The organism is Streptomyces mabaensis (assembly GCF_053763515.1).
On the sequence record NZ_JBSOPZ010000004.1, the window covers coordinates 182,228 to 207,516 of the forward strand.

Sequence of the window (25,289 nt, forward strand, 5' to 3'; positions counted from 1 at the left end):
CAATCGCTGCACATCCCTTCACAACGGGGGATGTGACGCGCGACACTCTCAGGCGCATGCGGAACCCCGGGGACCGCCCGGTGCCCCGCATGCCACCGCCCCCTGCGGAAGTGAGGACACACCATGTCCCAGCAGGACGACCTGACGGCAGTTCAGCGCCGCCTCGACGAGCTGGCCAACCGCGTCGGGGAGCTGGAGCAGACCGTCGACCGGCTCCGCCTCACCGAGCCGTCCCGGCCCGCCCAGCCTCAGCCCGAGCCACCGCGCCCCGATCTGGTCCACATCCCCGACACGCCGTACAACAGCGCGCTGTGGACGGACTCGGACGACGAGGGCCTCGGCCTGCGCGACCGGCACGCGCCCTAGTAGGTCGTGTCCGTAAGGTCTCGCCCCCCAGCCCCACTCCACGACGGAGTCCTCGTTGGCCACAGGCACCGAACCCACCCCAGTGAATACGGCGGGCGGCGGCGGCGTGCACGACGCCTCGCGCGCCGCCATCGCCGCCCCCCATCTGCGGACCGACCGCTGGTGGCTCTCCCCGGCCCTGACCGCGGCCGGCCTCCTCGCCTTCGTCGTCTACTCGACCTGGCGGGCCTTCGCGAACGCCGACTACTACGCGGCGCCGTACGTCTCCCCGTTCTACTCGCCCTGTCTGGCGGAGAACTGCGAGCCGATGCGGGCCGGACCCAACTGGGAGATCTTCGGGAGCTGGTGGGGCCTGTCCCCCGCCCTGCTGATCCTGATCTTCCCGCTCGGCTTCCGGCTGACCTGCTACTACTACCGCAAGGCCTACTACCGGGGCTTCTGGGCCTCGCCCCCGGCCTGCGCGGTGGCCGAGCCGCACAAGAAGTACACCGGTGAGACCCGCTTCCCGCTGATCCTGCAGAACATCCACCGGTACTTCTTCTACGCGGCCCTCCCGGTCGCCGGCATCCTCACGTACGACACCGTGCTCGCCTTCCGCGACGAGCACTACGCGTGGGGCCACATGGGCCTGGGGACCCTGGTCTTCCTGGTCAACATCGTGCTGATCTGGCTCTACACCCTGTCCTGCCACTCCTGCCGGCACATCATCGGCGGCCGGCTGCGGCACTTCTCCAAGCACCCCGTCCGCTACCGGATGTGGGGCTGGGTCGGCCGGCTCAACGAGCGCCACATGCTGCTCGCGTGGACGTCGCTGATCAGCGTCGCCGCCGCGGACTTCTACGTGTACCTGGTCGCCTCCGGCGCCTTCGACGATCCGAGGTTCTTCTGAATGGGAGGGGCTGGATGACGCAGCTCGAACGGCAGCCGTGGGACGTCGTCGTGGTCGGCGCCGGCGGCGCGGGACTACGGGCGGCCATCGAGGCACGGGAGCAGGGCGCGCGTACCGCGGTGATCTGCAAGTCCCTCTTCGGCAAGGCGCACACGGTGATGGCCGAGGGCGGTATCGCGGCCTCGATGGGCAATGTCAACGAGCGCGACAACTGGCAGGTGCACTTCCGCGACACCATGCGCGGCGGCAAGTTCCTCAACCAGTGGCGGATGGCCGAGCTGCACGCGCAGGAGGCACCGGACCGGGTCTGGGAGCTGGAGACGTGGGGCGCGCTGTTCGACCGTACGCCCGACGGGAGGATCTCCCAGCGCAACTTCGGCGGGCACGAGTACCCCCGGCTCGCCCATGTCGGCGACCGGACGGGCCTGGAGCTGATCCGCACGCTCCAGCAGAAGATCGTCTCGCTCCAGCAGGAGGACTTCCGCGAGTTCGGTGACTACGAGGCGCGGCTGAAGGTCTTCCAGGAGTGCACGGTCACCCGGGTCCTCAAGACTGTGCCCGACAGCGGCTCCGCCGCGGACTCCCGTGTCTCCGGCGCCTTCTGCTACGAGCGGGAGTCCGGCCGGTTCTTCGTACTGGAGGCGCCGAGCGTCGTCCTCGCGACCGGCGGTATCGGCAAGTCCTTCAAGGTGACGTCGAACTCCTGGGAGTACACCGGCGACGGCCACGCGCTGGCGCTGCTCGCGGGCGCGCCGCTGCTCAACATGGAGTTCGTGCAGTTCCACCCGACCGGCATGGTCTGGCCGCCCTCGGTGAAGGGCATCCTGGTCACCGAGTCGGTACGCGGCGACGGCGGCGTCCTGCGCAACAGCGATGGCAAGCGGTTCATGTTCGACTACATCCCCGACGTCTTCAAGGACAAGTACGCGGAGTCGGAGGAGGAGGGCGACCGCTGGTACGAGGACCCGGACCACAACCGGCGTCCCCCCGAGCTGCTCCCCCGCGACGAGGTCGCTCGCGCGATCAACTCCGAGGTCAAGGCCGGACGCGGCTCCCCGCACGGCGGGGTCTTCCTCGACGTCTCGACCCGGATGCCCGCGGACGTCATCCGGCGGCGCCTGCCCTCCATGTACCACCAGTTCAAGGAGCTGGCGGACGTCGACATCACGGCGGAGGCCATGGAGGTCGGCCCGACCTGCCACTACGTGATGGGCGGCATCGCGGTGGAGTCCGACACCGCCGCCACCGTGGGCGTGCCCGGGCTCTTCGCGGCGGGCGAGGTCGCGGGCGGGATGCACGGTTCCAACCGGCTCGGCGGGAACTCCCTCTCCGACCTGCTGGTCTTCGGCCGGCGCGCGGGACTGCACGCCGCGCGGTACGCGACCGGGCTCGGCGCCGTCCGCCCCGTGCCGGACGAGGCCCAGATCGACGCGGCGGCGGCCGAGGCGCTGCGCCCGTTCAGCGCGGAGGCCTCGGAGCCGGGCCCGCCGGACGGCCGGCCGGCGGAGAATCCGTACACCCTGCACCAGGAACTCCAGCAGACGATGAACGACCTGGTCGGGATCATCCGGCGGGCGACCGAGATGGAGCACGCCCTGGAGAAGCTGGGTGACCTGCGGGCACGGGCGCGGCGGGCCGGGGTGGAGGGGCACCGGCAGTTCAACCCGGGCTGGCACCTCGCCCTCGACCTGCGGAACATGCTGCTGGTCAGCGAGTGCGTCGCGCTGTCCGCCCTGGAGCGTACGGAGAGCCGCGGCGGGCACACCCGCGAGGACTGCCCGGACATGGACCGCGCATGGCGCCGGGTGAACCTGCTCTGCCGGCTCGCCGACCCCTCGGGGGGGCTGGCGGCCACCGATCCGGTGCAGGGTCAGATCGAACTCGTGAGCACGACGACCGAGCCCATCCGTTCCGACCTGCTCGCCCTCTTCGAGAAGGAGGAGCTGGTCAAGTACCTCGCCGAAGAGGAGCTTTTCGAGTGACCTCGAGCGCATCCAGCAGCTATACGGCCACCTTCCGGGTCTGGCGTGGCGATCAGGGCGGCGGGGACCTGGAGGACTTCTCGGTCGAGGTGAACGAGGGAGAGGTCGTCCTCGACATCATCCACCGGCTCCAGGCCACCCAGGCGGCCGACCTCGCGGTCCGCTGGAACTGCAAGGCGGGCAAGTGCGGTTCGTGCAGCGCGGAGATCAACGGCCGGCCCCGGCTGATGTGCATGACCCGGATGTCGGTCTTCTCGCGCGAGGAGACGATCACGGTCACCCCGCTGCGGGCATTCCCGGTGGTCCGCGACCTGGTGACGGACGTGTCCTTCAACTACACGAAGGCCAGGGAGATCCCCTCCTTCGTGCCGCCGCCGGGGGTGAAGGCGGGTGACTACCGGATGCAGCAGATGGATGTGGAGCGCTCGCAGGAGTTCCGCAAGTGCATCGAGTGCTTCCTGTGCCAGGACACCTGCCATGTGGTGCGCGACCACGAGGAGAACAAGGCGGCCTTCGCGGGCCCGCGCTTCCTGATGCGCGTCGCTGAACTGGACATGCACCCCCTGGACGCGGCGGCCGAGGCGGGCCTGGACAGGAGGAGGACGGCGCAGGACGAGCACGGGCTGGGCTACTGCAACATCACCAAGTGCTGTACGGAGGTCTGCCCGGAGCAGATCAAGATCACCGACAACGCGCTGATCCCGCTGAAGGAGCGCGCGGTGGACCGGAAGTACGACCCGCTGGTCTGGCTGGGCAACAAGATCCGCCGCCGGGGGGAGTGAGTGGCCATGGACTGCGAACGTGCGGATGCGCCTGAGCGCGAAGCCGTCAAGCGCCGCAAGCGGGCCTCGTTCCTGAACTGGCTCGCCGAGGGCGGGCTGCCGGCACTGACCGACCCGCCAACCCCGCCTACCGATCCGCGTCCGGCTGTTCCTGGATGCGCAAACTCCTGCTGCGCCGAATGAGATACGGGCACAATGGGACTTCTCGCCACTATGAGGAGTTCAGGAACGATGGACGACCAGCCTGCCGAACCTCCGCAGGACGAGAAGATCACCGCGAGCGTGACGGTCACGGGGCCGAGGGCCGCGATACTGCGGGACCTGGCCGCGGTTCTCGGCCGCACGCCTGAGGAGCTCATCGAGGAGTGGGCCACGGGATCACTGACGATCCCGTCCGAGCCCATCGGCGAGGATCCGCGGGTGCCCGAGTGGGGGCTGTTCGACGGGCCGGCCGATCTCGCTGCCCACACGGACGAGTACCTGCGAGAGGGCTTCGGCCGGTGAGCGACGTCCCGCCGGTAGCCGTCGTGGACACCTGCATCCTGGTCGCCGCCTACAACCGACGAGACAGTGATCACCAAGCCGCGGTGGCGGCGCTCAACGCCCCGCGGATCCTGGTGGTCTCACCTCTGGTCCTGGCGGAACTCGACCACTTGCTCACCCAGCGCGCCGGAGAGCGCGCAGCGCTCGACGCGGCCACAAGGCTCGGCGCCCTCGCGCGTCTCGGGCGCGTTCAGATCGCGACGGTGAACGGTGGGCTGCTGGGCGAGGCGGAAGCGCTGATGACCGCGTACCTGGGACAGGCACTGGGCCTGACGGACACCGTCAACGCCGCCCTGGCTTGGCGTCTGACAAGGCCGGTGATCTTGTCCTTCGACCATCACTATAGCGACGTGATCGCACCTCGCGCACGGACCGAGCCCCGGCTCGAGGTGATTCCGGGGCCACACCGCTGAGCGGATGCCCTGCGGTTCGTCCGGTCGCGGGGGGACGTGACCGACCATAGCCTCCCCATGTGACGTTGCCGCTCGTGAGCCGTGCCAGGCTCCTCCTCGCCGTCCGGGCCGTCCTCGCCCTGCTCGTGGTGGGCTGGGTGGTGGGCGCCGGGGCCGGGGCTCGGGCCGAGGATCCGATCGTGCTGTCCCGGGAGGGGCAGATCACCGACCTGGTGGACGCGCTCGGAGACCGCCGCGGGGCCGTCGCCGCGTCACTCGACCGGCTGTACGACAGCGAGCGCGTGCAGCTTTTCGTCGCGTACGTCCGTGACTTCTCCGGCCGGTCCGCGCAGGGCTGGGCCGACGCGACCGCCGAGCGCAACGGGCTGGGGCAGAACGACCTGCTGCTGGCCGTGGCGACGCACGACCGGCAGTACGCCTACTCCGCCGGCCTGGACTCCGGGTTCACCCAGGAGCAGCTGCGGGACGTCGCCGCCACCGCCATCGAGCCCCCGCTGCGGCAGAACGACTGGGCCGGCGCCGCGATCGGTGCCGCCGAAGGGTACGCCGCGGTGCTGGCCGGCCGGCCCGTGCCTGCCCCGGCGATCACCCCCGGCCCGGCCGACCCCGGCGGCGCCGGCACCGGCGGGGAGAGCGGCGCCGGGGATCTGGTCCTGCCCGTGGTGGCGGTGGGCGCGGCCGGCGCGCTGGCGGCGTACGCGTACACCCGCAGGAAGCGCCGGGCCGGGACCCGGACCACGCCCCAGGGCCCCGGCTGGGGCGGAACGCGGGAGCCGCCGCGGACTCCGCTGCCGGAACTCGACGCCCAGGCCAAGCGGCTCCTGGTCGAGACCGATGACGCGATCCGCACCAGTACCGAGGAACTCGGCTTCGCCGCGGCTCAGTTCGGCGACGAGGCGGCCCGGCCCTTCACCGAGGCGGTCGGGTACGCCAAGAACGAGCTGACCGCCGCCTTCCGGCTCCGTCAGCAGCTCGACGACGCCTACCCCGAGGACGACGCGACCCGGCGCCGGATGCTGGAGGAGATCGTCGCGCGGTGCACGGAGGCCGACCGCCGCCTCGACGCCGAGTCGGCGGACTTCGACCGGCTGCGCGCCTTGGAGCGCAACGCCCCGCAGGCGCTGGCCGCCGCCGAGGAGGCGTTCAGCGAGCTGACCGGGCGTACCGCCACCGCCGAGGCCACCCTCAGCGCGATGCGGCAGCGGTACGCCGACTCCGCGGCCGCTCCCGTGGCCGGGAACGCCGGGCAGGCGGCGGACCGGCTCGAATTCGCCGGCACCGCCCTCGAACAGGCCCGGCAGGCGGTCGACGGCGGCGACAACGGCAAGGCCGCCGTGTTCGTGCGTGCCGCCGAGGGCGCGGTCGGCCAGGCCGCCACCCTCGTGGACGCCGTCGACCGCCGCGCCCAGGAACTGGCGGAGGCCGCGGGCCGGCTGCCCGGTGCGCTGGACGAGACGGAGACGGATCTCGCCGACGCGCGCGGGCTGCTCAAGGGGACGCCGGCCGGGGTGTCCACCGCCGACCTGCAAGGGCGTATCGGACGCGCCGAGGCCGTCCTCGCCGACGTACGGCAGGAGCAGGAGAGCGGCCGGTACGACTCCATCGACGCGCTGCGCCGGGTCGAGGAGGCCGACGCCGTACTGGACGACGCGCTGTCCGGCGCCCGTGAGCGGGAGGTGAGCGGCCGGCGCGCCCGGGCGCTGCTGGACCAGGCGCTGCTGACCGCGCGCAGCGCGATCGGCGCGGCCGCCGACTACATCACCACCAGCCGGGGCGCGGTCGGCAGCATGGCCCGGACCCGGCTTGCTGAGGCGCAGCGGCATCTGGAGCAGTCGCAGGCGCTGGCGGAGTCGGACGCCTCCGCCGCCCTGGCGGAGGCGCAGCGGGCCGACGCGCTGGCCCGCGAGGCGCAGTCCCTGGCCGAGCAGGACGTGCGCGGGTACAGCAGTCCGTACGGGGGAGGCGGCGTCGCCGGCGGGCGCGGGGGCGGCGGCATGGGCGGGGCCGTGCTCGGCGGAATCATCCTCGGCGAGCTCCTCGGCGGCGGCCGCCGCGGCGGAGGCGGTTTCGGCGGGGGCCTGGGCGGGGGCGGATTCGGGGGCGGGTTCGGCGGGGGCTTCGGCGGCGGGCCCGGTTCGTTCGGGGGCGGCGGCACCCGCGGCCGGATGGGCGGCGGCGGCCGGTTCTGACCCTTCTTCTCAGTCCGTACAAGGAGATCCCGATGACCAAGCAGACGATCCTCGGCCGTGTGACCCAGCTGGCGAAGGCCAACATCAACGCGCTGCTGGACCAGGCCGAGGACCCGCAGAAGATGCTCGACCAGCTGATCCGCGACTACACCAACAACATCGCGGAGGCGGAGGAGGCGGTCGCCACCACCGTCGGCCATCTGCGGCTCATGGAGCAGGACCACCAGGAGGACGTGGACGCGGCCAGGGAGTGGGGCGTCAAGGCGCTGGCCGCCAGCCGGAAGGCCGACGAGCTGCGGTCGGGGACCGGGGCCTCCGCGGACGCCGACAGGTTCGACAACCTGGCCAAGGTGGCACTGGGCCGCCAGCTCCAGTCGGAGAAGGAGGCGAGGACGGCGGCGCCGACGATCGCCGCCCAGACCGAGGTGGTGGACAAGCTCAAGGACGGCCTGGACCAGATGAGGGTCAGGCTCATCCAACTCCAGGCCAAGCGCGACGAGTTGGTGGCCCGCGCCAAGACCGCACAGGCGCAGAACACAATGATGGACGCGGTCAAGAACATCAATGTTCTCGACCCGACCAGCGAGTTGAGCCGTTTCGAGGACAAGGTGCGGCGCGAGGAGGCGAAGGCACTGGGCAGGCAGGAGCTGGCCGCCTCCTCGCTGGACGCGCAGTTCGAGAGCCTGGACAGCCTCTCGGACAGCACGGAGGTGGACGCACGGCTGGCCGCCCTCAAGTCGGGGCGGGACTCGTAGGGCGTGTTGCGAAAGTCCCGCCTGGCCCGCGACGCCTGGCACGCACGCTCGCCGCGTTGTCGGAGTCATCCAAGTACGTCCAGTACGAGGATGATCCTCCGCCTTGCGATCGCACGCACCAGACGCCGCGGGCCCCGCCCTCCGGGCGGACGGCGCTACTTTCGCAACACGCCCTAGCGGCTGTCCGGTCGATCCCGCGGACACGGCCAGGGCGATGGCACATGTCCGGTTGCGACTTACCCAGGGAAACACCTTTCCACGCCGGTTCCACTGCCTCACTATGGGCTCTTGTTTCCCGCTGGTAACAACCGGCGCGTCTCCGATGCCAGGCGGGTCGGCCGCGCCGTACTGAACGAGGAGTCGCGAGGGTGCCAGAACTCCACCAGGTCGGTCCCGATCCCGCGGACGAGCAACCGGTCTACGCCGCCCTGCCGGACGCCGAGCTCACCGAACGCATCCGCGCCGGTGCCCCGACCGCCCACCCCGCCACCCAGGAGCTCAAGCGCCGTCACCTGCCCGCGGTCCTGACCTATGCCCGGCTCTGCGGACGCAACCAGGTCGCCGGGTACCAGCTCGCCGTGCAGGCCTTCGACCTCGCTGCCCAGGAGACCTGCCGGGGCATCGAGCCCCTGGGCAACTGGCGTCACCACCTGCTGATGCTCGTTCAGCGGGTGGGCCTCAACTGGGCGGCCGGCAGCCGCCGTGACCGGCTCGAACCCGACTTCGCCGCATGGATCGACGACACCGCCGAATTCACCGCGCCGGGTTGGCCCGAGCCTCGCTGCCTCCGTCCGGAGGCGGCGTCCGCCCTGCTCACCGGCTTCTACCGGCTGCCGGAACTGACCCGGGGCATCCTCTGGTACGCGGTGGTGGACGAGGAACCGGACGCCACGGTCGCCGCCTTCCTCGGCGTCCACCCGAACCTCGTTCCCGACCTGCGGATCAAGGCGCAGGACGCCATGCGCCAGGCCTGTATCCAGGCGTCTCTGGAACGCGCCGGAGACCGGAGGTGCCAGGGGTTCCGCCGCATCATCGAGGCGGCGGCGCGGCCCGGGGACCGGCGGTACAGCGAGGATCTGGCGCATCATCTGGCGGAATGCCCCAGCTGCACCCGGCTGCTCGCGGAGCTGGCGCGGATGGCGGACGACCCGCGGGGCGTGTGTGCCGAGGGCCTGCTCCGCTGGGGCGGAGCGGCGTACGCGGCCGGCGGTCCCGTACGCGGCCTGCCCGACGCCGTACCGGCCCAGCAGGACCGGTTGGAGCCGACAACCGTCCTGCCGGCGCTCGCCGCACTGGCCAAGCCGCCGCGCGGCGAGAGGACGCCGCGGGCAGCGGGGACTCCGCGTGGCAAGAGGCTTCCGCGCAACGGCGCGCGGCGGCCGTCCCGGCCCGTCGTCCTGGTCGCGGTGGCGGTCGCGGCCACGGTGGCCGTCGTCGCCGGCACACTGCTGGCGACCGCCGCCGAGGACACCGCCCCGGTGCGCGACCTCGCGGAGGAGCCCCCGCTCCGGAACGCCTGGCCGACCGCGGCCGTGCCCGTCGCCGTCCCGTCGGTGAGCCCCACCCCCACGCCGTCGAAGAAGCCCACGCGCTCGCCGAGCCCCTCCGCCTCGCGCTCCGCCTCCGCGCCCGCCGCCGATTCCCCGGCGCCCGCCCCGTCGAAGAGCGCCCCGCCGCGGTCGGCGCCGATCGTCCCCGGGGGCGGCTACACCCGGGTCGTCAACGCGGATTCCGGACTGTGCCTGGACATCGTGGACGGCGTGATGCAGAACCGCACCGACGTCGTCGCGACCCGGTGCACCGGTGCCGCCACCCAGCAGTGGCAGCTGGACTCCATCGGGCTCCTGCGCAGTCAGGCGGACCCCGCCTACTGCCTGGACTCGCGGGGCGACACCGACCGCGGCGTCGGCATCTGGTCCTGCGCCTCCGTCAACGGCAGGAACGGCCTGAACCTGCTCTTCACCGTCGACGGGGCGGGAGCCATACGGCCCAGGATCGCGCCGGACTTCGCCCTGGAGCCCCTGGGGGACGGGGCGGGCAGCTCGCTCGACTTCGACCCGGCCGACGGAGACAGCGACCAGCGCTGGACCGCCGGCACGTCCTGAAACCGCCGGCGCATCCTGAAACCGTCGCCGCGTCCTGAAGCCGCCGCCCGCTCGGTCCGCCTAATACATGCTCAGCAGCTGCTCGACGGAGGGTTCGGCCACCGGTTCTCCGTCGGGAAGCGGGAGTTCGAACCACACGGTCTTGCCGCGCGGCGTCCGGCGGCTGCCCCACGCCGCGCTGAGCAGGCCGACGAGCTGGAGCCCGCGGCCGCCCTCGTCGGTGTCGCGCGCCCGCCGCCGGCGCGGCTGGACCAGGCCCCCGTCCCACACCTCGCAGACGAGCGTACGGTCGCGCAGCAGCCGGAGCCGGATCTCACCCTCCCCGTAGCGCAGGGCGTTCGTGACCAGCTCGCTGACCAGAAGTTCCGTGGTGTCCACCAGCGCTTCGAGGTCCCAGGCGGTCAGCTGGGCGCGGGCCAGTTCGCGGGCCCTGCCCACCGAGCGCGGTTCGCGCGGCAGCTGCCAGTCGCCGACCGCGTCCTGCGGCAGCCCCTGGACCCTGGCCATCAGCAGCGCGATGTCGTCCTCGCCGTGCCGTGTGTCGAGGGTGTTCAGTACGTGGTCGCAGACGTCCTCGAGCGATCGATAGGGGTCGGTGCGCAGCGCCGCCGTCGAGGAGTGGTGGCCGGACTGGGGGCACCTCCCTGGGGGCACCCCCGGACGGAGTCTGGGGGAGGTAGCTGGGGGAGGGCGGGAGGGATCGGCGAGCGCACCCCGGAGGCTGCGCAGCCCTTCGTCGAGCGGATGGTCGCGGGACTCCACGAGCCCGTCGGTGTACAGGGCGAGGAGCGCGCCCTCGGGCAGCTCCACCTCGACCTCCTCGAACGGCTCCCCGCCGACGCCCAGCGGCATCCCCGGCGGCACTTCGAGCAGCAGCGCGGGCCGGCTGGGCTCGCCGGGCTCTCCGGGCTCGACAAGGACCGGCGGCAGATGGCCGGCGTTGGCGAAGGTGCAGCGGCGGGTGACCGGGTCGTACACGGCGTACACGCAGGTGGCGAGGTAGACCTCGGAGAGGTCGGCGTCCCGGGACTGGAGGGCGGCGCGCGGTGTCTGCTTGCCCCCTCCGGGGGCGCCGAGGCCGCGCGCGATCTCGTCCAGCGCGGACAGCACCTCGGCGGGCTCCAGGTCCAGCAGCGCCAAGGTCCGTACGGCGGTGCGCAGTTCGCCCATCGCCACGGCGGCCCGCAGGCCGCGCCCCATGACGTCACCGACGACCAGAGCGGTGCGGTGGCCTGGCAGCTCGATGACGTCGAACCAGTCGCCGCCGACCTCCGTGGCCGTATTGCCCGGCAGGTAGCGGCAGGCGATGTCGAGCCCGGCGGCCTCGGGGTCGCCGGGCGGCAACAGGCTGCGCTGCAGGATCAGCGCGCGCTCGTGCTCCCTCCGGTAGAGGCGGGCGTTGTCGATACAGACCGCGGCGCGGGCCGCCAGCTCGACGGCGAGCGCCCGGTCCCGCTCACCGAAGGGCTCGCTGCCCTTGGTACGGGAGAACTGGGCGAGCCCGACGACGGTGTCGTGGGCGACCATCGGCACGGCCAGCGTGCACTGGATGAGGTCGTCGGGCGCCGGGCCGTCGATCAGCCGGGGCCGGGCGGTCCGCAGGGCGCCCGCGCACGGCGAGTTGAACGGATAGCGGTGGACGGCGCCCACCGCGATCGGGCCGGGGTCGCTGCCCTCCGCGGCGCACCAGGGGGCGGCCAGCGGGGCGTCGGAGACGGCACTGGCGAAGGCGACCCGGCGCAGTTCGGCGCTGCCACCGCCGTACCCCCCGGCGTGGTCGGATCCCATGAGGCCGGGGGCGGCCTCGTCACCGGCCAGCAGCCCCTGGTAGAGGTCGACGGAGGCCAGGTCGCAGAAGCCGGGGACGGTGACGTCGAGGAGTTCCCGCGCGGTGGTCTCCAGGTCCAGCGAGTTGCCGATACGGGCGCCGGCCTCGTTCAGCAGGGCGAGATTGCGCCGGGCGCTGGCGGCCTCGCGGGCGGCGAGGTGGCGGCGGGTGACGTCGGTGCCGAGGCCGGCGACCCCTACCGGCTGGCCGGTGCCGCTGTGCACCCGGTAGAGGTTGATCGACCAGTGCCTGCGGTCCTTGCTGCCGGGCGCCGCGCCGACGAGCTGCATGTCGGTGACGGCCTCGCCGGTCTCCAGTACGCGCTTGAGCGCGGCGGTCATCCGGTCCGCCTCGCCGCGGGAGAGGTAGTCGTGCACGGTCTTGCCGCGGTGGTCGTCGGCCGCGCCGCCGAAGACGGTGGCGAACCGCCGGTTGGCGCGCTGCACCGTCAGGTCCGTACCGAACAGCAGGAAGCCGAAGGGCGATTGGCCGAATATCGCCTGTGACGCGGCAAGGTCGGTCTCGATCCGCCGCAGTGCGCGGACGTCGACCACGATGCAGAGCGCGGCCCGTTCGCCGCTCTCGGTCCGGGTCGGCATCACATAGATCTCGGCGACCCCGTGCGCGCCGCGCCGGTCCGGCATCCGGAAGGGAACCAGGCCGGTCCACTCCTTGCCGTCGAGGATCTCCGCGACCTTGCGGTGTCCGCGGTCGCGCGCGTCGGCCGGCATGAACGCCTCGACCGGATCCTTGCCCACGGCGTCCCGGGCGACCAGACCGAACAGTTCCTCGGCGCGCAGACTCCACTGCTCGATCAGCCCGTCGGGCCCGATGGAGAAGGAGGCGACCCTGATGTAGTCATAGATCGAGCCAGGTGGACTGCTCTGCCACAGGGCGTTGCCCGTCGGCTCCTCGGGCGTTTCCACCTTCGCAGGTATTTCGCTCACGCGACCGTCCCCTCCAGCTCACCGCACCCGGACCGGCCTTGAACCGCAGTATTCAGCACTACGGCCGCCGGCGGCACGGCGTTCACGATCACAGCACGGTCTCGTTCGTTTTGAGCCGGTGAATGCGCGATCGTCGTCGTCCCTCGTGGTTGTTCCTCGTTGTTGTCCCTTCACTCTCCTAACCAGGCAGGGCGAGCTCGAACCACACAGTTTTTCCCGCCTCGTCATGCCGGGTTCCCCAGCGCCGCGCCGAGACGGCCACCAGATGCAGGCCCCGGCCTCCCTCGTCGTCGGCAGCGGCCCGGCGTTCCAGGGGCGGATCCGGCAGCGGATCGGAGATCTCGACGAGGAGGGCCGTAGGTGCGGGCGGATCGTCGCGTACGGACGGATCGTCGCGTACGGACGGTTCGGCGGCGGTGGGCGGGGGGTCGCCGGGGGGCTGGGGGGCACCGGCGGGCTGGGGGGCGGTCGGCGCGGGGACGGCATCCAGCCGGGCCAGCCGGACTCCGATGGGACCCGAGGCGTACCGCAGGGAATTGGTCACCAGCTCGCTGACCAGCAGCACCGTCACATCGCAGATCTCGTGGAGACCCCATGCGCGCAGGGTGGTGCGCACGACGTCGCGGGCGGCCCGCACGGCGTCCGGCTCGGCAGGGAAGGTCCACTCGGCGCAGTCGCCTCCGGTGTGGCTCAAAGCCGATCACTTCCCAGCCCACGAGCGGACCGATGTCCGGTTCATCAGGGGTATTTAGGCGGATTAATAGCCACATACCCTCTATTCCGGGCGGGCTACCGCGCCCGCGGGCGCACTGTGGCACTGACGGCGTACGCCGTCAGCCGCGCACCCCCTCGCGCAGTCTGCGCACCGCCTCGGCCACCGCGGGCCGGTCCTGATCCAGCCAGTCGACCTCGCCCACCTGGTCGGGGCCGAGCCAGCGCAGCTCGTCATGGTCCTCCAGCGGACGCGGCTCGCCGGAGAGCAGCCGGGCGGTCCAGACGTGCAGGACGTATCCGGGTTTCAGCGGCCACTCGCCGGGGATGCGCTCCAGCGCCTCCGTCTCGACGCCCAGCTCCTCGCGCAGCTCGCGTACGAGGGCCTGCTGCGGGCTCTCCCCCGGCTCGGCCTTGCCGCCGGGCAGCTCCCAGCGGCCGGCGAGCTCGGGCGGCGCGCTGCGCCGGGCCGCCAGCAACCGCCCCTGATGGCAGAGGGCTCCGCCCACGACGACGCGTACTGTCATGGGCGGAGCCTAAGTGATGGCCGGTGCGCTCAGTTGTGGGTCGCGCTCCGGCCGATGCGCTCGACCCAGTAGAGCTGCTTGTGCGCCCGGTCGTCGAGACTGTCGGCGATCTTCTGCGCCTCGGCGCGCGTGGCGAACCGGCCCACCCGGTAGCGGTTGCCGTTGTCGTCCTGACGTATCACCAGCCACGGCAGCTCGGCACCGCTGTCGTTCATTGCGTTTCACCCTCCGCCGTCGTGCGCACCTCTGAGAGTCCCCAGGAAACCGCAATCCGCATATGCCCGAGCTTACGCCCGACCTTTACTGAGCGGATACGGGTTTTCACAAAGAGGTACGGCTCACAGCAGGCATCCAGCCACTCGGCGGTTCGTGCGAAGGGGCGCACGACGGCGCGCACGACGGTGAACAGGACGGAGCGTCAAACCCCCTGCGGCGACAGGCCGGTGGCGTACTGCCCTGCTGCTCGCGGCGCTTGAGGCGCATGCCGTCGACGGACGGATCAAGAGCCCGGAAACGGCCGAAATCAACCCCCTCGCGCAACCCCCTCGACGGGGGCTGCGGTCACTTCAGGGCCGCAGTCACCTCACCGGCAGGTGATAGGCGACCCGGTACCGGTCCGCCGGGACCACCAGGTCGGCCGTTTCCACCGCCCGCCCCGACGCGTAGTACGTCCGCTCGATGACCAGCACCACATGCCCGGGAACCCCGCCGAGCGCCATGATCTCCTCCGCCAGACCAGGACGCGCGCCGACCTCCTCCGCCATGTTGTCCACGACGATGTCGATGGCGGCCATCCGCTCGACCACCCCGCACCCGCCGAGGGGTCCCTCCTCGGGCAGCATCACCGGCGTACGCCCGGTGACCGCCAGCGGCTCCCAGGACGTGGAGAGCATCATCGGCTCGCCCGCGTCCCGGAAGACGTACCGCGTGCGCATCACCCGGTCGCCCGCTGCGATGCCGAGCCGCGCGGCCACCTCGCGGCCCGCCTCCGCCTGCTCGCTGCTGGATTCCCAGGTGCCGCGCGCGCCCCCCTCCGCCTGCTCCTGCCGGAAGGGCGTCGAGCCGCCGCCCGGGCGGTAGCCCGTGCGGGCCACGCGGCGCGGTACGGGCTGCTCCCGTACGTACGTCCCGGACCCGGAGCGGCCCTCCACGAGCCCCTCGGCCATCAGCACCTTGCGCGCCTCCAGGGCGACGGTGTCGGAGACGCCGTACTCCTCGCGAATGCGGGCCTGCGAGGGCAGCCTCGTGTGCGGTGGCAGCGAACCGCTGACGATCTTCTGCCGGAGATCACTCGCGACGCGCAGATAGGCCGGCTGCTCACCGAATGTCACTGGCCACTCCCATCAGGTTGACAGACAGCAACAGCGTGGCAACCGTGGGTTGTTGACCGCAAGTGCAGGCCAAAGTTTCACTCGAAGTGATGACTTGGCCGGGTGAGACGCATGGATGACATGGATGAGACGCATTCAGGAACCATGTACGAACGAGGAGACGCAGCCGGGGGCGGACGCCGTAGCGCCCGCCCCCTACTTCACTTCCCAGTCAGCTTCCTGTCAGCTCACCCGCGCGTCAGAACTGCAGCGCCCAGGAGTCGATCTTGCCGACGTCGTAGCGGGCGTTGTCGTTCACACGGAGCTTCCAGGTGCCGTTCGCGGCCTCCGCCGAGGCGTTGACCGTGTACGTCCGGATGATGTTGTCCGCGCTGCCGCCGCTGCGGTTGTGCAGGGTGTAGACGGTGCCGTCCGGGGCGACCAGGTCGACCTTCAGGTCACCGATGTAGGTGTGCTTGATGTCGACCGGGACGCTCAGCGTGGCGGGCGCGTTGCCGGAGACTCCGCTGACGGTGACCGGCGACTCCACGGTGGCGTTGTCGTTGATCGCGTAGTCGGCGGTGTTCTCGAACTTCTTGCCGGGCGGCTGGGTGGTGCCGCCGCCGACGTACAGCAGGCGGTTCGGCGAACCGCTGCCCGGGCTGGTCACGACCCCGGTGGTGGCGGCGTTGACCAGCGCGGTCGACACCTGGGACGGGGTGGACGACGGGTTGTCCGCCAGGTACAGGGCGGCCGCGCCGGCGACGTGCGGGGACGCCATCGACGTACCGGAGATGCTGTTCGTCGCCGTGTCGCTGGAGTTCCACGCGGAGGTGATGGACGAGCCGGGGGCGAAGATGTCCAGCACGCTGCCGTAGTTGGAGTAGCTCGCCTTGGCGTCCGAGCTGGTCGTCGCGCCGACCGTGATCGCCTCACCGACGCGGGCGGGCGACTTGGTGGAGGCGTCGGTCGACTCGTTGCCCGCCGCCACCGCGTAGGTGATGCCGGAGGCTATGGAGTTGCGTACGGCCGTGTCGAGCGCGGAGTCCGCGCCGCCGCCGAGGCTCATGTTGGCGACGGCCGGCTTGACGGCGTTCTGGGTCACCCAGTCGATGCCGGCGACGACCTGGGCGGTCGTGCCCGAGCCCTGGTTGTTCAGCACGCGGACGCCGACGATCTTGGCCTTCTTGGCGACACCGTAGGCGTTGCCGGCGACGGTGCCGGCCACGTGGGTGCCGTGGCCGTGGCCGTCCTGGGCGGTGTTGTCGTTGTCGATGGCGTCGTAGCCGTAGGATGCCCGGCCGCCGAAGTCGCTGTGGCTGATCCGGACACCGGTGTCGATGACGTACGCGGTGACGCCCTCGCCGGCCTTGTCCGGGTAGGTGTAACTCTGGTTCAGCGGAAGGTTTCTCTGGTCGATCCGGTCCAGACCCCAGGACGGCGGACTGGGCTGGGTTCCGGAGACCGTGAAGACGCGGTTCTGCACGACCGAGTCGACGGCCGGGTCCGCGGCGAACTTCTTCGCCTGAGCCTCGGTCAGCTCGACGGCGTAGCCGTTGAGCGCCGCATGGTACGTCTTCTTGATCTTCGCCCCGAACTTCTTCGCCAGCGCCCGGCCCTCGGCGGATCCGGCGTCGGCCGCCGATTCGTCGAGCGTGACGATGTAGCTTCCGGCGATGGCACCCGGGGCGCCCGCGTTCTCGATCCGGCCTTCGGCGGCGGCGGCGTCCGCGGCGACGGCGGGGAGCGCGGTGACCGCGCCGAGTGCGAGGGCGGCGACGGCGGTCGCGCTGATGCCGGCAATTCTTCGCCGGGAATGACGCATCACAGACATGTGAGGGGTCCTCCTCATAGGTGGTGCGTTGCGGTGGGGGGTGCTGTGGGGGGTGCAGGGGATAGATCGACAGGGGCATGACAATCCGTCGCCACGGGTTCTGCGACGGCTCGCTGTCCGGCTGCCAGCGAAAGATTGACGCATGCATAGGAATCCCACAAGGGTTCTACACAGGCGTAACGCGCTTGCCACACCTCCGCCATGACACCACGTCACCAATGGCGACATAGGCTGACGCGTGCGACGCCACGGCCTCTCGCGACACGACTGCCGGACGGATACCGTCCACCCCGTCGCCGAGCCGATGGCCGCCGAGCCCGGCCGGCTGCCCGGGGCCCCTGGGACCTGCTTTTCTCTGCGCCCTCAGCGCCGCACAGATCGAGCCAACTCGGCCTCAGGACGCCCCGGACACCCGAGTCCGCGGCGCTGCGAGGCGGTTGACGGTCGGGCGGGGCGCATGTGACGGCTGTCACTCTCAGCGAGGACGCACACCGTAGCTCCGCCATTTCTCCACCGCTTCCCCAAGACTTCAGGGCTCATGTCCGATTCCCGCCAGCGCACCGCGGCGGCACTTGATGGACTGAAAGAGAGCCAAACACCCTCCGCGGTCGACAAAATCGTCTCCGGCTGCCCGCTTGCGGGCAAAATCCTTGGTGTTTCCGCGCCCAAATCCCTAGGATCCTGCCTCGTGTTCACTCGAAAAGCCCCGGCAGAGCCCGCGGCCTCCCTCGCCGGTATACCGCCCCAACCGCCACAGCCGTCCCACGCATTCCAGCCGCCCGCTGCCCGCCGGGTCTCCGGCGCGGTATGGGGCGCCCTCGCCATCGTCTACGTCCTCTGGGGCTCCACGTACCTGGGGATCCGTATCGCGGTGGAGACCATGCCGCCGTTCCTCTCCGCGGGCGGCAGGTTCATCGTGGCCGGCCTGCTCCTCACCGCGCTGGTGGCCTGGCGGCAGGGCCTGGCCGCCCTGCGCGTGACGCGGCGGCAGCTCGCCTCCGCGGCTGTGGTCGGCCTCCTGCTGCTCCTCGGCGGCAACGGTCTGGTCGTCCTCGCCGAGACCGCGATTCCCTCGGGCCTCGCCGCGCTCCTGGTGGCGGCGGTGCCCATGTGGGTCGTCCTGCTCCGCACCGGCTCGGGCGACCGGCCACCGCTGTGGACGTTCGGCGGCGTACTGCTGGGCCTGGCCGGTCTGGTCGTACTGACGGTGCCGGGACTGAGCGGCGAGGTGCAGCTCTCCGGCGTCATCACGGTCATCATCGCGACCCTGCTGTGGTCGGCCGGCTCGTTCTCCTCGGCGAAGATCCCGATGCCGGCGAACCCCTTCGCCGCCAGCGCGTACGAGATGCTCGCCGGCGGCCTGGGCTGCCTGCTGCTGGGCCTGACCCGCGGCGAGCACCAGGGCCTCGACCTGGCCGAAATCTCCACCCGGTCCTGGCTCGCCCTCGCCTACCTCATCGTCTTCGGCTCCCTGGTCGGCTTCACGGCGTACGCCTGGCTGCTGCACTCGGCCCCGCTGTCGCTGGTCTCGACGTACGCGTACGTGAACCCGGTGGTGGCCGTACTGCTCGGCAGCCTGATCCTGAACGAGCGCCTGACCTGGCCGATCGCCCTCGGCGGCGGAATCGTGGTGGCGGGGGTCTGCGTCATCGTCAGCACGGAACGCAGACGCTGAAGCAGCAGAAGGGGGCGCCGCGATGACGGCCTACTGGAATCCACTGGCGTCCGCGAGACGCATCGTCGAGGCTGCGGGCCGGGACTGTTTCACGGGCAACTGGGCGGAGCGGAACTGGCGGAATGTGCCTGGCCCGTTCTACGGAGCGGCAACCGACAGCATGGCCATCGGGAGGTTGGACGCACCGGATCACATCGCGTACGACAACGACTTCGGCGACGGCTTCGGCACGGAGTTCGTCTACCGCCAGCCCGTGAACGAAACCGAGGTCGAATCCCTCGTATCCGCCGCCCAGTTGGAGCTCTACAGCGGCTACGCGTGGGACGGTGACGAGCACTGGACCGTGGCCGCCGTACGCGACTGGTGGCGCAACCGGGGTCGGGTGCGCGCGTGGGCGGTCGATCTCGCCGCCGAGTGGAGCGAGAACACCCATCCGCAGTTCCGCGGCCATTACCACGACGCCGCGCAAGGCCTGCGCGACTACGTCACCTACATCGACGGCGGCCTTGCCTCATACCTGCGCGGCTACCACTTCTGGCTGTCGGATTCCCGCGAACCCCGCGACGGCGAAGCTCTGCCCGAGCTGTAGCGGCGGCGCGGCGTCCGAGGCGGCCCTATGCGGTTCACAGCGGCTTGCAGGCCGCTGTTGATGCTCCCTTGGCTTGGCCCGGAAGCGTCAGGCCAAACCAGTCACCCTTGGCCCGCAAGAGCCTGCACCGCTGGAGGCGGCACCTCCAGGATCGTCGCCGTGCCGCCTGGCCGAGCGCATTCGTACAGGGTGACGACGTCCCCGGGGGCAAGGCCGCGCCAATGTGTGGGATCCAGGGGCAGGAGCCGCACCGCGGCGCGACCACCCGGCGGGAGTTCCGGAGCGAACTCGACCCACATGGCGGCGATGCGCAGCTCGGACTCTCCCTCGTCCCTGCACGTGCCGATGTCCCACATCGGGCGGAGAATCCCGGCACCGGGGATCGGCGTGCGCCGGAAACTCTCGCCGGCAGACCTGAGGACGAGATCGGCGCGGATGATCCCCGCCCCCGCCTCGTAACTCCGCCACCGGCACCACGCCCGGCTCCGCTCCAGCCCCAGCTGCCCGGCCGCACGCTCCATCTCGTCCCAGAAGCCGGGCTGAACGCGGCTGCCGCCGAGCTCCTGAAGCAGGTCGAGCGCCACTTCCCACTCGTCGTGCGCGAGGTAGTCCCAGACGTCCGAAGCGGTGATGTCGTTCTCGGTAGCGAGGACTTCGGGCACCAGCAGACATGCACCTTCGAGTATCCGGACGACGTCCATGGGCCCGATTATGGAGGCTGCGGAAATCCATGCCACCGTTCCGTCGGCCGACCATGCCTGGCGGAGCCAAGAAAGTCCTCCTGGTCGAGGCCCAGCGCAATGACCAGGACCCTCGGCGCCTGCGACCAGCACGGCCAGGTCACCGACGGGCTGGAGCCGCGCAACGTAGAGCCGTACCAGGCCGCCCTCCTTCAAACGTCACTGGTCCAGGGCGTCCTTGGCCTCCCAGCGCAGCAGGTCTCCCGGCTGACACTCGAGCACCTCGCAGAGCGCGGCGAGCGTCGCGAAGCGCACCGCCTTGGCGCGGCCGTTCTTGAGCACCGCCAGGTTGGCGGGCGTGATCCCGACGCGTTCCGCGAGCTCGCCCACGGACATCTTCCGCTTGGCCAGCATCACGTCGATGTCGACGGCGATCGGCATCAGATCACCTCGTCCAGCTCGGCCTGCATTTGTGCCGCCTCGACGTCGCGTGCGACGGCCTGGGCGAGCAGCATCCGCAGCACGAGCACAATGAGCGCGACCCCCAGCACCGCGACGCCGACCCCGCCCACCAGAAGGACGATGCCCGGGGGGACGGCCTCCCCCGGCGCCAGGAGGAAGCCGAGCGCGAAGACCAGGAGGGCGGCCGCTGCGAACGCGCCGATCACGACGTCCACGTACCGGAAGGCGGCGTGGGAGAACACCGTTCCGCGTCGCACCATCGTCACCAGCCGCCACACGCAGATCAGGACGACCTGGACTGTCAGGACGCCCAGAACCGTGATCACGAGGAACGGGGTGCGCAAGTACGCGAGGTCCGCGTCGAGCTCCTTCAGGTCGATACCCAGCAGCGGCACCATCACCGCCTGCACGAACACCGAGCCGGCGAGCAGCACCACGATCACGGCGCGCAGCGCAAGCACTGTCAGCTTTCCCATCGCCCCTCCTTCGATCGAGCAACGATGGAAAGCTATCGTGATTCGATAGGTGCGACAAGGTCAGCGACAACCCAGCCCGCGGACGGGCGGCATGACGCCGACGAACCTGGAGACCGACGGGGCGGTCGAGCCGCTACGCCGCGCCTATCGAGCCTGCTGGAGGGGCGGCCCACCGGACCGGGCCGAGCGTACGCAGACAGCCACGACTGGCCCTCGGTATCCTGGCCAAGCTGACCGAGTTGGAGAGCGACCCACTCGGGTTCACGGTGGGATCCGCCGGATCGGGCTCAATCCACATAAGCCGGCCGCTTGCGGGCTGCCCCTCCACAGAGATCGCGATGGACTGCGTACAGGAGCGTTAAATCCCCTGCCTCGTGTCGCGAACACGGGCTCGCGCCCCCGCCGTCCAGTGTCCGACTACCGCTTCCGGTGTGGCCGGTTGCTGCCGGGCTCCCTGCTTCTGTGTGGCCGCGGGACCCGATCTGCCACTGACGCGTCCCCTTGCGGAGTGATCGGTCTGACTGCATGCGGTTCCCGTAGGTCGATGCCCTCAGTGCCTGGAATGGCTTGGTCACGCGATGGCGCCGGAGCTGAGCGGCGGGCGATTTCCGGCACGGGGAGAACACCGCGCCTGAGAAGCTCCTCCCCACTGATCAGTGGGGAAGCAAGGACGCGGTCGAGCAAAAGGGATTGGGCGGGTTGCACTTCGACCAGGTGCCATAAAACCGCCAGCACATGCTGAAGTTCTTCACTCCAAGCAGGAAGCCACTGGTCCGGGCGTATACGGTCCAGCTCGCTGCTCGCTTTGGGCGACGGGGGACCGCTTCGTCGCCTCAGCCAGCCGTCGAGTACGTTCTGCCCGCCGACCTGGTACCCGCGCACCCCGGGCGTCACCGGCCCGAAGACGCCGCTACCGAGACGCAGCTCAAGACGGTCGGGATCATAGAGGAATCGCTCAGGCATCTCGTGTCTGCCGACCTGTTTCCGGTACGTGATCGTCGGCAGCGCTGTCCCCCAGACCTGATCGGCACCCCTGGGCCGCCCGTCCTGCGGATCGATGAACCGTTCACCGAATGTCGAAGCCCAGATCACGGTCCTACCGATGCCAAGAGCCTCCGACCACAGTGCGGCATCCCCAGTGAGCGGCACGCGAACTCCTCGCGTTGTGAGTTCGTCCTGGAACCGTGAGGTGAAGTCAGGATGGGCGGTGACGGCGGCGATGTACGCAGCCAGATCTTCCGCAGAGACGTTCGGGTTGCCGTAGGAGTTACTCAAGTGCTGGAGCAGACCGGGGACTACGTTAGGTGTGCCATCCTTCTGCAGGAGGGACAGAACCCGGCCACCCCGGTTGTCGAAATGATCATGGTCTGGCAACAGGGCCGTGAAGAGCACGGCGGGCCCGGGGCCGAAGCTCTTGGAATGCTGCTCGACGATCCTTACCTGGCCGGGAATCCGGCTCTCCCACAGCTCTGGTGAGCTCCTGTCGAGGACTCTGTTGTCCGGAATAATCCACTGCCGATCGAAAGGGCGGTAGGCAACCGGTACCGGATCCGGGCAGGCAGAAGCCATATCCATCATCGACCGTTTCGGCAGTGGGCAGCCAGGCAAGGGCTTTATCGGCCGGTCGACGGTTCGGCTGTGCGTCTCCCGGAACAGGACACGCTTCTCCTCGACGCTCTGCTCCGCGGTCAGCCTCCTCCATCGGGCCCGCAGCGTTTCGTTGTCGGTGGAATAGACCCACGTGCGCTTCGGCAGTACGCCGGGCACCGCCCACGGCAGCAGGTCGCCAAGGGCCGGATAGGTATCCCAGTCGCCCTCCGCCGCGGGGGTGAACGGAGCCTGGGCGTCTGAACGTACGGGACGCCATAGCGCACTGTCAGGAGTGAGATCTTCAAGCTGCGCATACTTCTGTTCAGCTGTGCCCTCCAGGGCGACATATCTGATGCCGGCGGGCTTCTCGCCGCCCCCACTGCGGACGAACACGGCGATCATGAGCTGCTGTTGCACTCCGGGGAAGAGGCGTGTCCGCACCGGAGGCCGGATGCCCTCCGGGCTGAGGTCGATGATCCAGCCCTCCGAGCACGTACGGCGCAGGTACTCTCGCATGCCCCGAAAACCCGGGCCACTGAGAAAACCCGCGGTACTGATGAAGGCGACGATGCCGCGGTGCGATTCAGGACGGTGCTGGTCGAACACCTTGTAGGTGGCCCAGCGCCAGAAATACACATAAAGATTCTTGAGCTTGTTCTCCTGCGTGCCGTTCCTTCCCCTGAGACGAAAGGCGTCGAGCAGAGGCGCGATGCCTTCCTTCTCGGAACCCGCCTCTACCCAGCCTCCCTCACCTTCGGCCCTCTCCCGGTCGGGCGGGTTGCCGATCACAACGGTCACTTGCTGTTCCCGCTTGATCCAATCCGCTTGACGGCTGTTCTCGACCAGCGCGTCGTCGGCGGGCAAAAAGGCGAAGAGCGAGGACCTCTCGTAGGGGTCGGCAAGAGTGTCGGCGAGATGGAGCCGCAAGTCGTCGAGCCGTGTGCAGGTGTCCTGCTCACGAAGGGTCTGGGTGATCCTCATCTGGGCGACCGCGTACGCCGCCATCTGCCGCTCGAAACCGATCAGTCGCCCTGCCAGCTGCTCCACCGCCTCACCGCGGAAGCCCTGTCCCCGTCGGGCCCGCTGCTCGGCGACCGTATCGATGATCTCGCTGAGGAAGGTGCCCGTTCCCATCGCCGGATCGATGACGGTGACCTGACCATCGGCGAAGCCCTCCGCGCAGTCGAGCCGGGTTCGCAGCACAGTCTCGGTGAAGCGGACCATCATACGGACGAGTCGCGGAGGGGTGTAGTAAGTACCGGAACGTCTGCGCAACTCGGGGTCGTACTCCTCCAGGAAGTCCTCGTAGAGATAGACGTGGGCGTCGGGTCGCTGCTTCGTGATCGACTTCCAGTCGACGGCATCTACCACTTGGACCAGGGTGTCGAGGCGACGGGCGAACTCGGCATCCACCCTCTCTGTCAGCAGTTGCAGGGCGTGGCCCATGACCGTGTTCTCGACTTCCAACTCACCGGCCACTGCGGCGAGATCCCGCCCTGTCAGGCGCAGACCCTCGGTACGGGCGAGGAGCAGAGCAAAGGCGATGGTCTGCGTGTAACGGTCAGCGAAGATGTGGTCCGGGTCCGTCCCGTCGGTCGATGGGAGGAGAACCTTGCTCCAGTGATGGGCGAGCGCAGTGAAGGGCTTGTGAGCACGTCGCCGAGCCGGCGCGCTTTCCGGCGTCCGCCGCTCGATATCGAGTTGCTCCAGCACCTCTGCTCGAAGGTATTGGCACAGCGGAGCCATGGAAGTCACCAGTCGGCGGACGGTGGTGATCCGTTCAGGTTGCCAGCCGAGGAAGTCGCGCAGCAGGTCCCGCAACGAGGCGCCGTCCGGGTCAGCCGTGCACAGTCGGCTGCCGGCCCGGTACAGATCTCCTTCGAGCCGGACTGTCCGGAGGGGAAGCGGGCCACCCCGGTACAGGCACCACGTATGTCCGTTGGTGTAGAGGACATTGGGGAGCTGCCGCATCAACTCCCACTGCTCGCGATCACGCTTCGTGAAGCCATCCGGCGTGATGTCGTGACCGGGTGCCTTCAACTCCAGAAAGCCGGTGACACGTCCCCCGCTCTCCACGGCATAGTCGGGCCGCACTCTCGCTTCCGGGAGAGGGAATTCCGGATGCAGACGGGAGTTCAGTCTCCAGCGTCTGCCAAATGTCTCGACGAGCTTCTTCACCGGCGGGCTGAGGGATGCCTCGGTGTCGCTGAATCTCAGGCCCTCCCTGCACTCGGCTCCGAAGTCCGCCACGAGAGCCCGAATCCAGTCCTCCGGCACGCCGTCCCCCTCCAGGCTGTAGCCCTTTGCGGTGGCTTACCACCGGCTCATAGCTTGAGCCGCAGCAACAAGGCGGGGGAGCGCGCTCGCAGGGGCGCAGGGCGCATGGAGGGCGCGTTCTGGTGCCGATGGTCCTCGAGATACGGATGTTGAAGCAGTGAGGCGATCCGGCCAAGGCAGACCTCGTCGCCGCGCGCATATCGCAAGGTGCGAGTAGGAGCACACTGTTGACGGTGAATGCGTGCGCCTGCTGCCGGATGCGGAAATATACGTGGTTCAGCCACCTCCCATCACCGTTCACAGCGTGGACCTCAGCAGCTCCGTAGTTCCTGGGGCACTCGCGAGGTGAGAGACCTCGG

The 25,289-nt window shown here is 70.1% G+C and carries 21 protein-coding genes; 11 read left to right on the plus strand and 10 right to left on the minus strand.

Going from position 1 to position 25,289, the window contains the following annotated elements:
- The first annotated feature begins 123 nt into the window (after window positions 1-123).
- From ACWV17_RS05275 to ACWV17_RS05315, 9 genes are all read left to right on the plus strand, one after another.
- On the plus strand, window positions 124-366 hold the full coding sequence (locus ACWV17_RS05275; RefSeq protein WP_455352668.1) for a hypothetical protein: 243 nt from the start codon (window positions 124-126) through the stop codon (window positions 364-366).
- A 55-nt stretch (window positions 367-421) separates the two neighbouring features.
- The gene (locus ACWV17_RS05280; RefSeq protein WP_455358660.1) at window positions 422-1,255 is read left to right on the plus strand and encodes a hypothetical protein; all 834 of its coding nucleotides are present in this window, start codon (window positions 422-424) and stop codon (window positions 1,253-1,255) included.
- Between the two features lie 14 nt (window positions 1,256-1,269).
- On the plus strand, window positions 1,270-3,237 hold the full coding sequence (locus tag ACWV17_RS05285; protein WP_455358661.1) for a fumarate reductase/succinate dehydrogenase flavoprotein subunit: 1,968 nt from the start codon (window positions 1,270-1,272) through the stop codon (window positions 3,235-3,237).
- Window positions 3,234-4,019, plus strand: coding sequence for a succinate dehydrogenase/fumarate reductase iron-sulfur subunit (locus tag ACWV17_RS05290; RefSeq protein ID WP_455358662.1), 786 nt, complete (start codon window positions 3,234-3,236; stop codon window positions 4,017-4,019). Before ACWV17_RS05285 ends, ACWV17_RS05290 begins: the two co-directional genes overlap by 4 nt.
- Window positions 4,020-4,250: 231 nt before the next feature.
- On the plus strand, window positions 4,251-4,523 hold the full coding sequence (locus ACWV17_RS05295; protein WP_455358663.1) for a hypothetical protein: 273 nt from the start codon (window positions 4,251-4,253) through the stop codon (window positions 4,521-4,523).
- Window positions 4,520-4,975 (plus strand): type II toxin-antitoxin system VapC family toxin, encoded by a 456-nt coding sequence (locus ACWV17_RS05300; RefSeq protein ID WP_455358664.1) that lies wholly within the window; start codon window positions 4,520-4,522, stop codon window positions 4,973-4,975. Before ACWV17_RS05295 ends, ACWV17_RS05300 begins: the two co-directional genes overlap by 4 nt.
- A gap of 74 nt (window positions 4,976-5,049) precedes the next feature.
- Window positions 5,050-7,164 (plus strand): TPM domain-containing protein, encoded by a 2,115-nt coding sequence (locus ACWV17_RS05305; protein WP_455358744.1) that lies wholly within the window; start codon window positions 5,050-5,052, stop codon window positions 7,162-7,164.
- Window positions 7,165-7,196: 32 nt separating this feature from the next.
- A complete protein-coding gene (locus ACWV17_RS05310) occupies window positions 7,197-7,919 on the plus strand; it encodes a PspA/IM30 family protein (protein WP_455358665.1) in 723 nt (240 codons plus the stop codon).
- A 368-nt stretch (window positions 7,920-8,287) separates the two neighbouring features.
- Window positions 8,288-10,024: a ricin-type beta-trefoil lectin domain protein gene (locus ACWV17_RS05315; protein ID WP_455358666.1), complete on the plus strand. Its 1,737-nt coding sequence runs from the start codon at window positions 8,288-8,290 to the stop codon at window positions 10,022-10,024.
- Between the two features lie 60 nt (window positions 10,025-10,084).
- On the opposite strand, the gene ACWV17_RS05320 is transcribed toward ACWV17_RS05315, so the two are convergent.
- The 6 genes from ACWV17_RS05320 to ACWV17_RS05345 form a co-directional block, all read right to left on the minus strand.
- A complete protein-coding gene (locus ACWV17_RS05320; RefSeq protein ID WP_455358667.1) occupies window positions 10,085-12,799 on the minus strand; it encodes a SpoIIE family protein phosphatase in 2,715 nt (904 codons plus the stop codon).
- A gap of 178 nt (window positions 12,800-12,977) precedes the next feature.
- On the minus strand, window positions 12,978-13,493 hold the full coding sequence (locus tag ACWV17_RS05325; protein WP_455358668.1) for an ATP-binding protein: 516 nt from the start codon (window positions 13,491-13,493) through the stop codon (window positions 12,978-12,980).
- A 139-nt stretch (window positions 13,494-13,632) separates the two neighbouring features.
- Window positions 13,633-14,037 carry a (deoxy)nucleoside triphosphate pyrophosphohydrolase gene (locus ACWV17_RS05330; RefSeq protein ID WP_455358669.1) on the minus strand — a complete coding sequence of 135 codons (405 nt, stop codon included), beginning with the start codon at window positions 14,035-14,037 and terminating at the stop codon, window positions 13,633-13,635.
- Window positions 14,038-14,066: 29 nt separating this feature from the next.
- Entirely contained in the window at window positions 14,067-14,252 is a 186-nt protein-coding gene (locus tag ACWV17_RS05335) for an SPOR domain-containing protein (protein ID WP_455352680.1), read from the minus strand.
- A gap of 363 nt (window positions 14,253-14,615) precedes the next feature.
- Complete coding sequence (locus tag ACWV17_RS05340; protein ID WP_455352681.1) at window positions 14,616-15,368, minus strand: GntR family transcriptional regulator; 753 nt, start codon at window positions 15,366-15,368, stop codon at window positions 14,616-14,618.
- Between the two features lie 238 nt (window positions 15,369-15,606).
- A complete protein-coding gene (locus tag ACWV17_RS05345) occupies window positions 15,607-17,181 on the minus strand; it encodes a S8 family serine peptidase (RefSeq protein WP_455358670.1) in 1,575 nt (524 codons plus the stop codon).
- 736 nt (window positions 17,182-17,917) lie between these two features.
- On the opposite strand from ACWV17_RS05345, the gene ACWV17_RS05350 reads away from it, so the two are divergent.
- Together ACWV17_RS05350 and ACWV17_RS05355 are read left to right on the plus strand one after the other, a co-directional pair.
- Window positions 17,918-18,856 (plus strand): EamA family transporter, encoded by a 939-nt coding sequence (locus tag ACWV17_RS05350; RefSeq protein WP_455358745.1) that lies wholly within the window; start codon window positions 17,918-17,920, stop codon window positions 18,854-18,856.
- Window positions 18,857-18,878: 22 nt separating this feature from the next.
- Entirely contained in the window at window positions 18,879-19,445 is a 567-nt protein-coding gene (locus tag ACWV17_RS05355) for a ferredoxin (RefSeq protein WP_455358671.1), read from the plus strand.
- 101 nt (window positions 19,446-19,546) lie between these two features.
- On the opposite strand, the gene ACWV17_RS05360 is transcribed toward ACWV17_RS05355, so the two are convergent.
- The 4 genes from ACWV17_RS05360 to ACWV17_RS05375 all read right to left on the minus strand — a co-directional run bounded on the left by ACWV17_RS05360 (window position 19,547) and on the right by ACWV17_RS05375 (window position 24,930).
- Window positions 19,547-20,146, minus strand: coding sequence for a hypothetical protein (locus tag ACWV17_RS05360; protein ID WP_455358672.1), 600 nt, complete (start codon window positions 20,144-20,146; stop codon window positions 19,547-19,549).
- Between the two features lie 198 nt (window positions 20,147-20,344).
- Window positions 20,345-20,566 (minus strand): helix-turn-helix domain-containing protein, encoded by a 222-nt coding sequence (locus ACWV17_RS05365; protein WP_455358673.1) that lies wholly within the window; start codon window positions 20,564-20,566, stop codon window positions 20,345-20,347.
- Window positions 20,566-21,063, minus strand: coding sequence for a DUF2975 domain-containing protein (locus tag ACWV17_RS05370; RefSeq protein ID WP_455358674.1), 498 nt, complete (start codon window positions 21,061-21,063; stop codon window positions 20,566-20,568). The genes ACWV17_RS05365 and ACWV17_RS05370 overlap by 1 nt, the downstream gene beginning before the upstream one ends.
- Before the next feature lie 417 nt (window positions 21,064-21,480).
- Window positions 21,481-24,930: a type ISP restriction/modification enzyme gene (locus ACWV17_RS05375; protein ID WP_455358675.1), complete on the minus strand. Its 3,450-nt coding sequence runs from the start codon at window positions 24,928-24,930 to the stop codon at window positions 21,481-21,483.
- Between the last annotated feature and the right edge of the window lie 359 nt (window positions 24,931-25,289).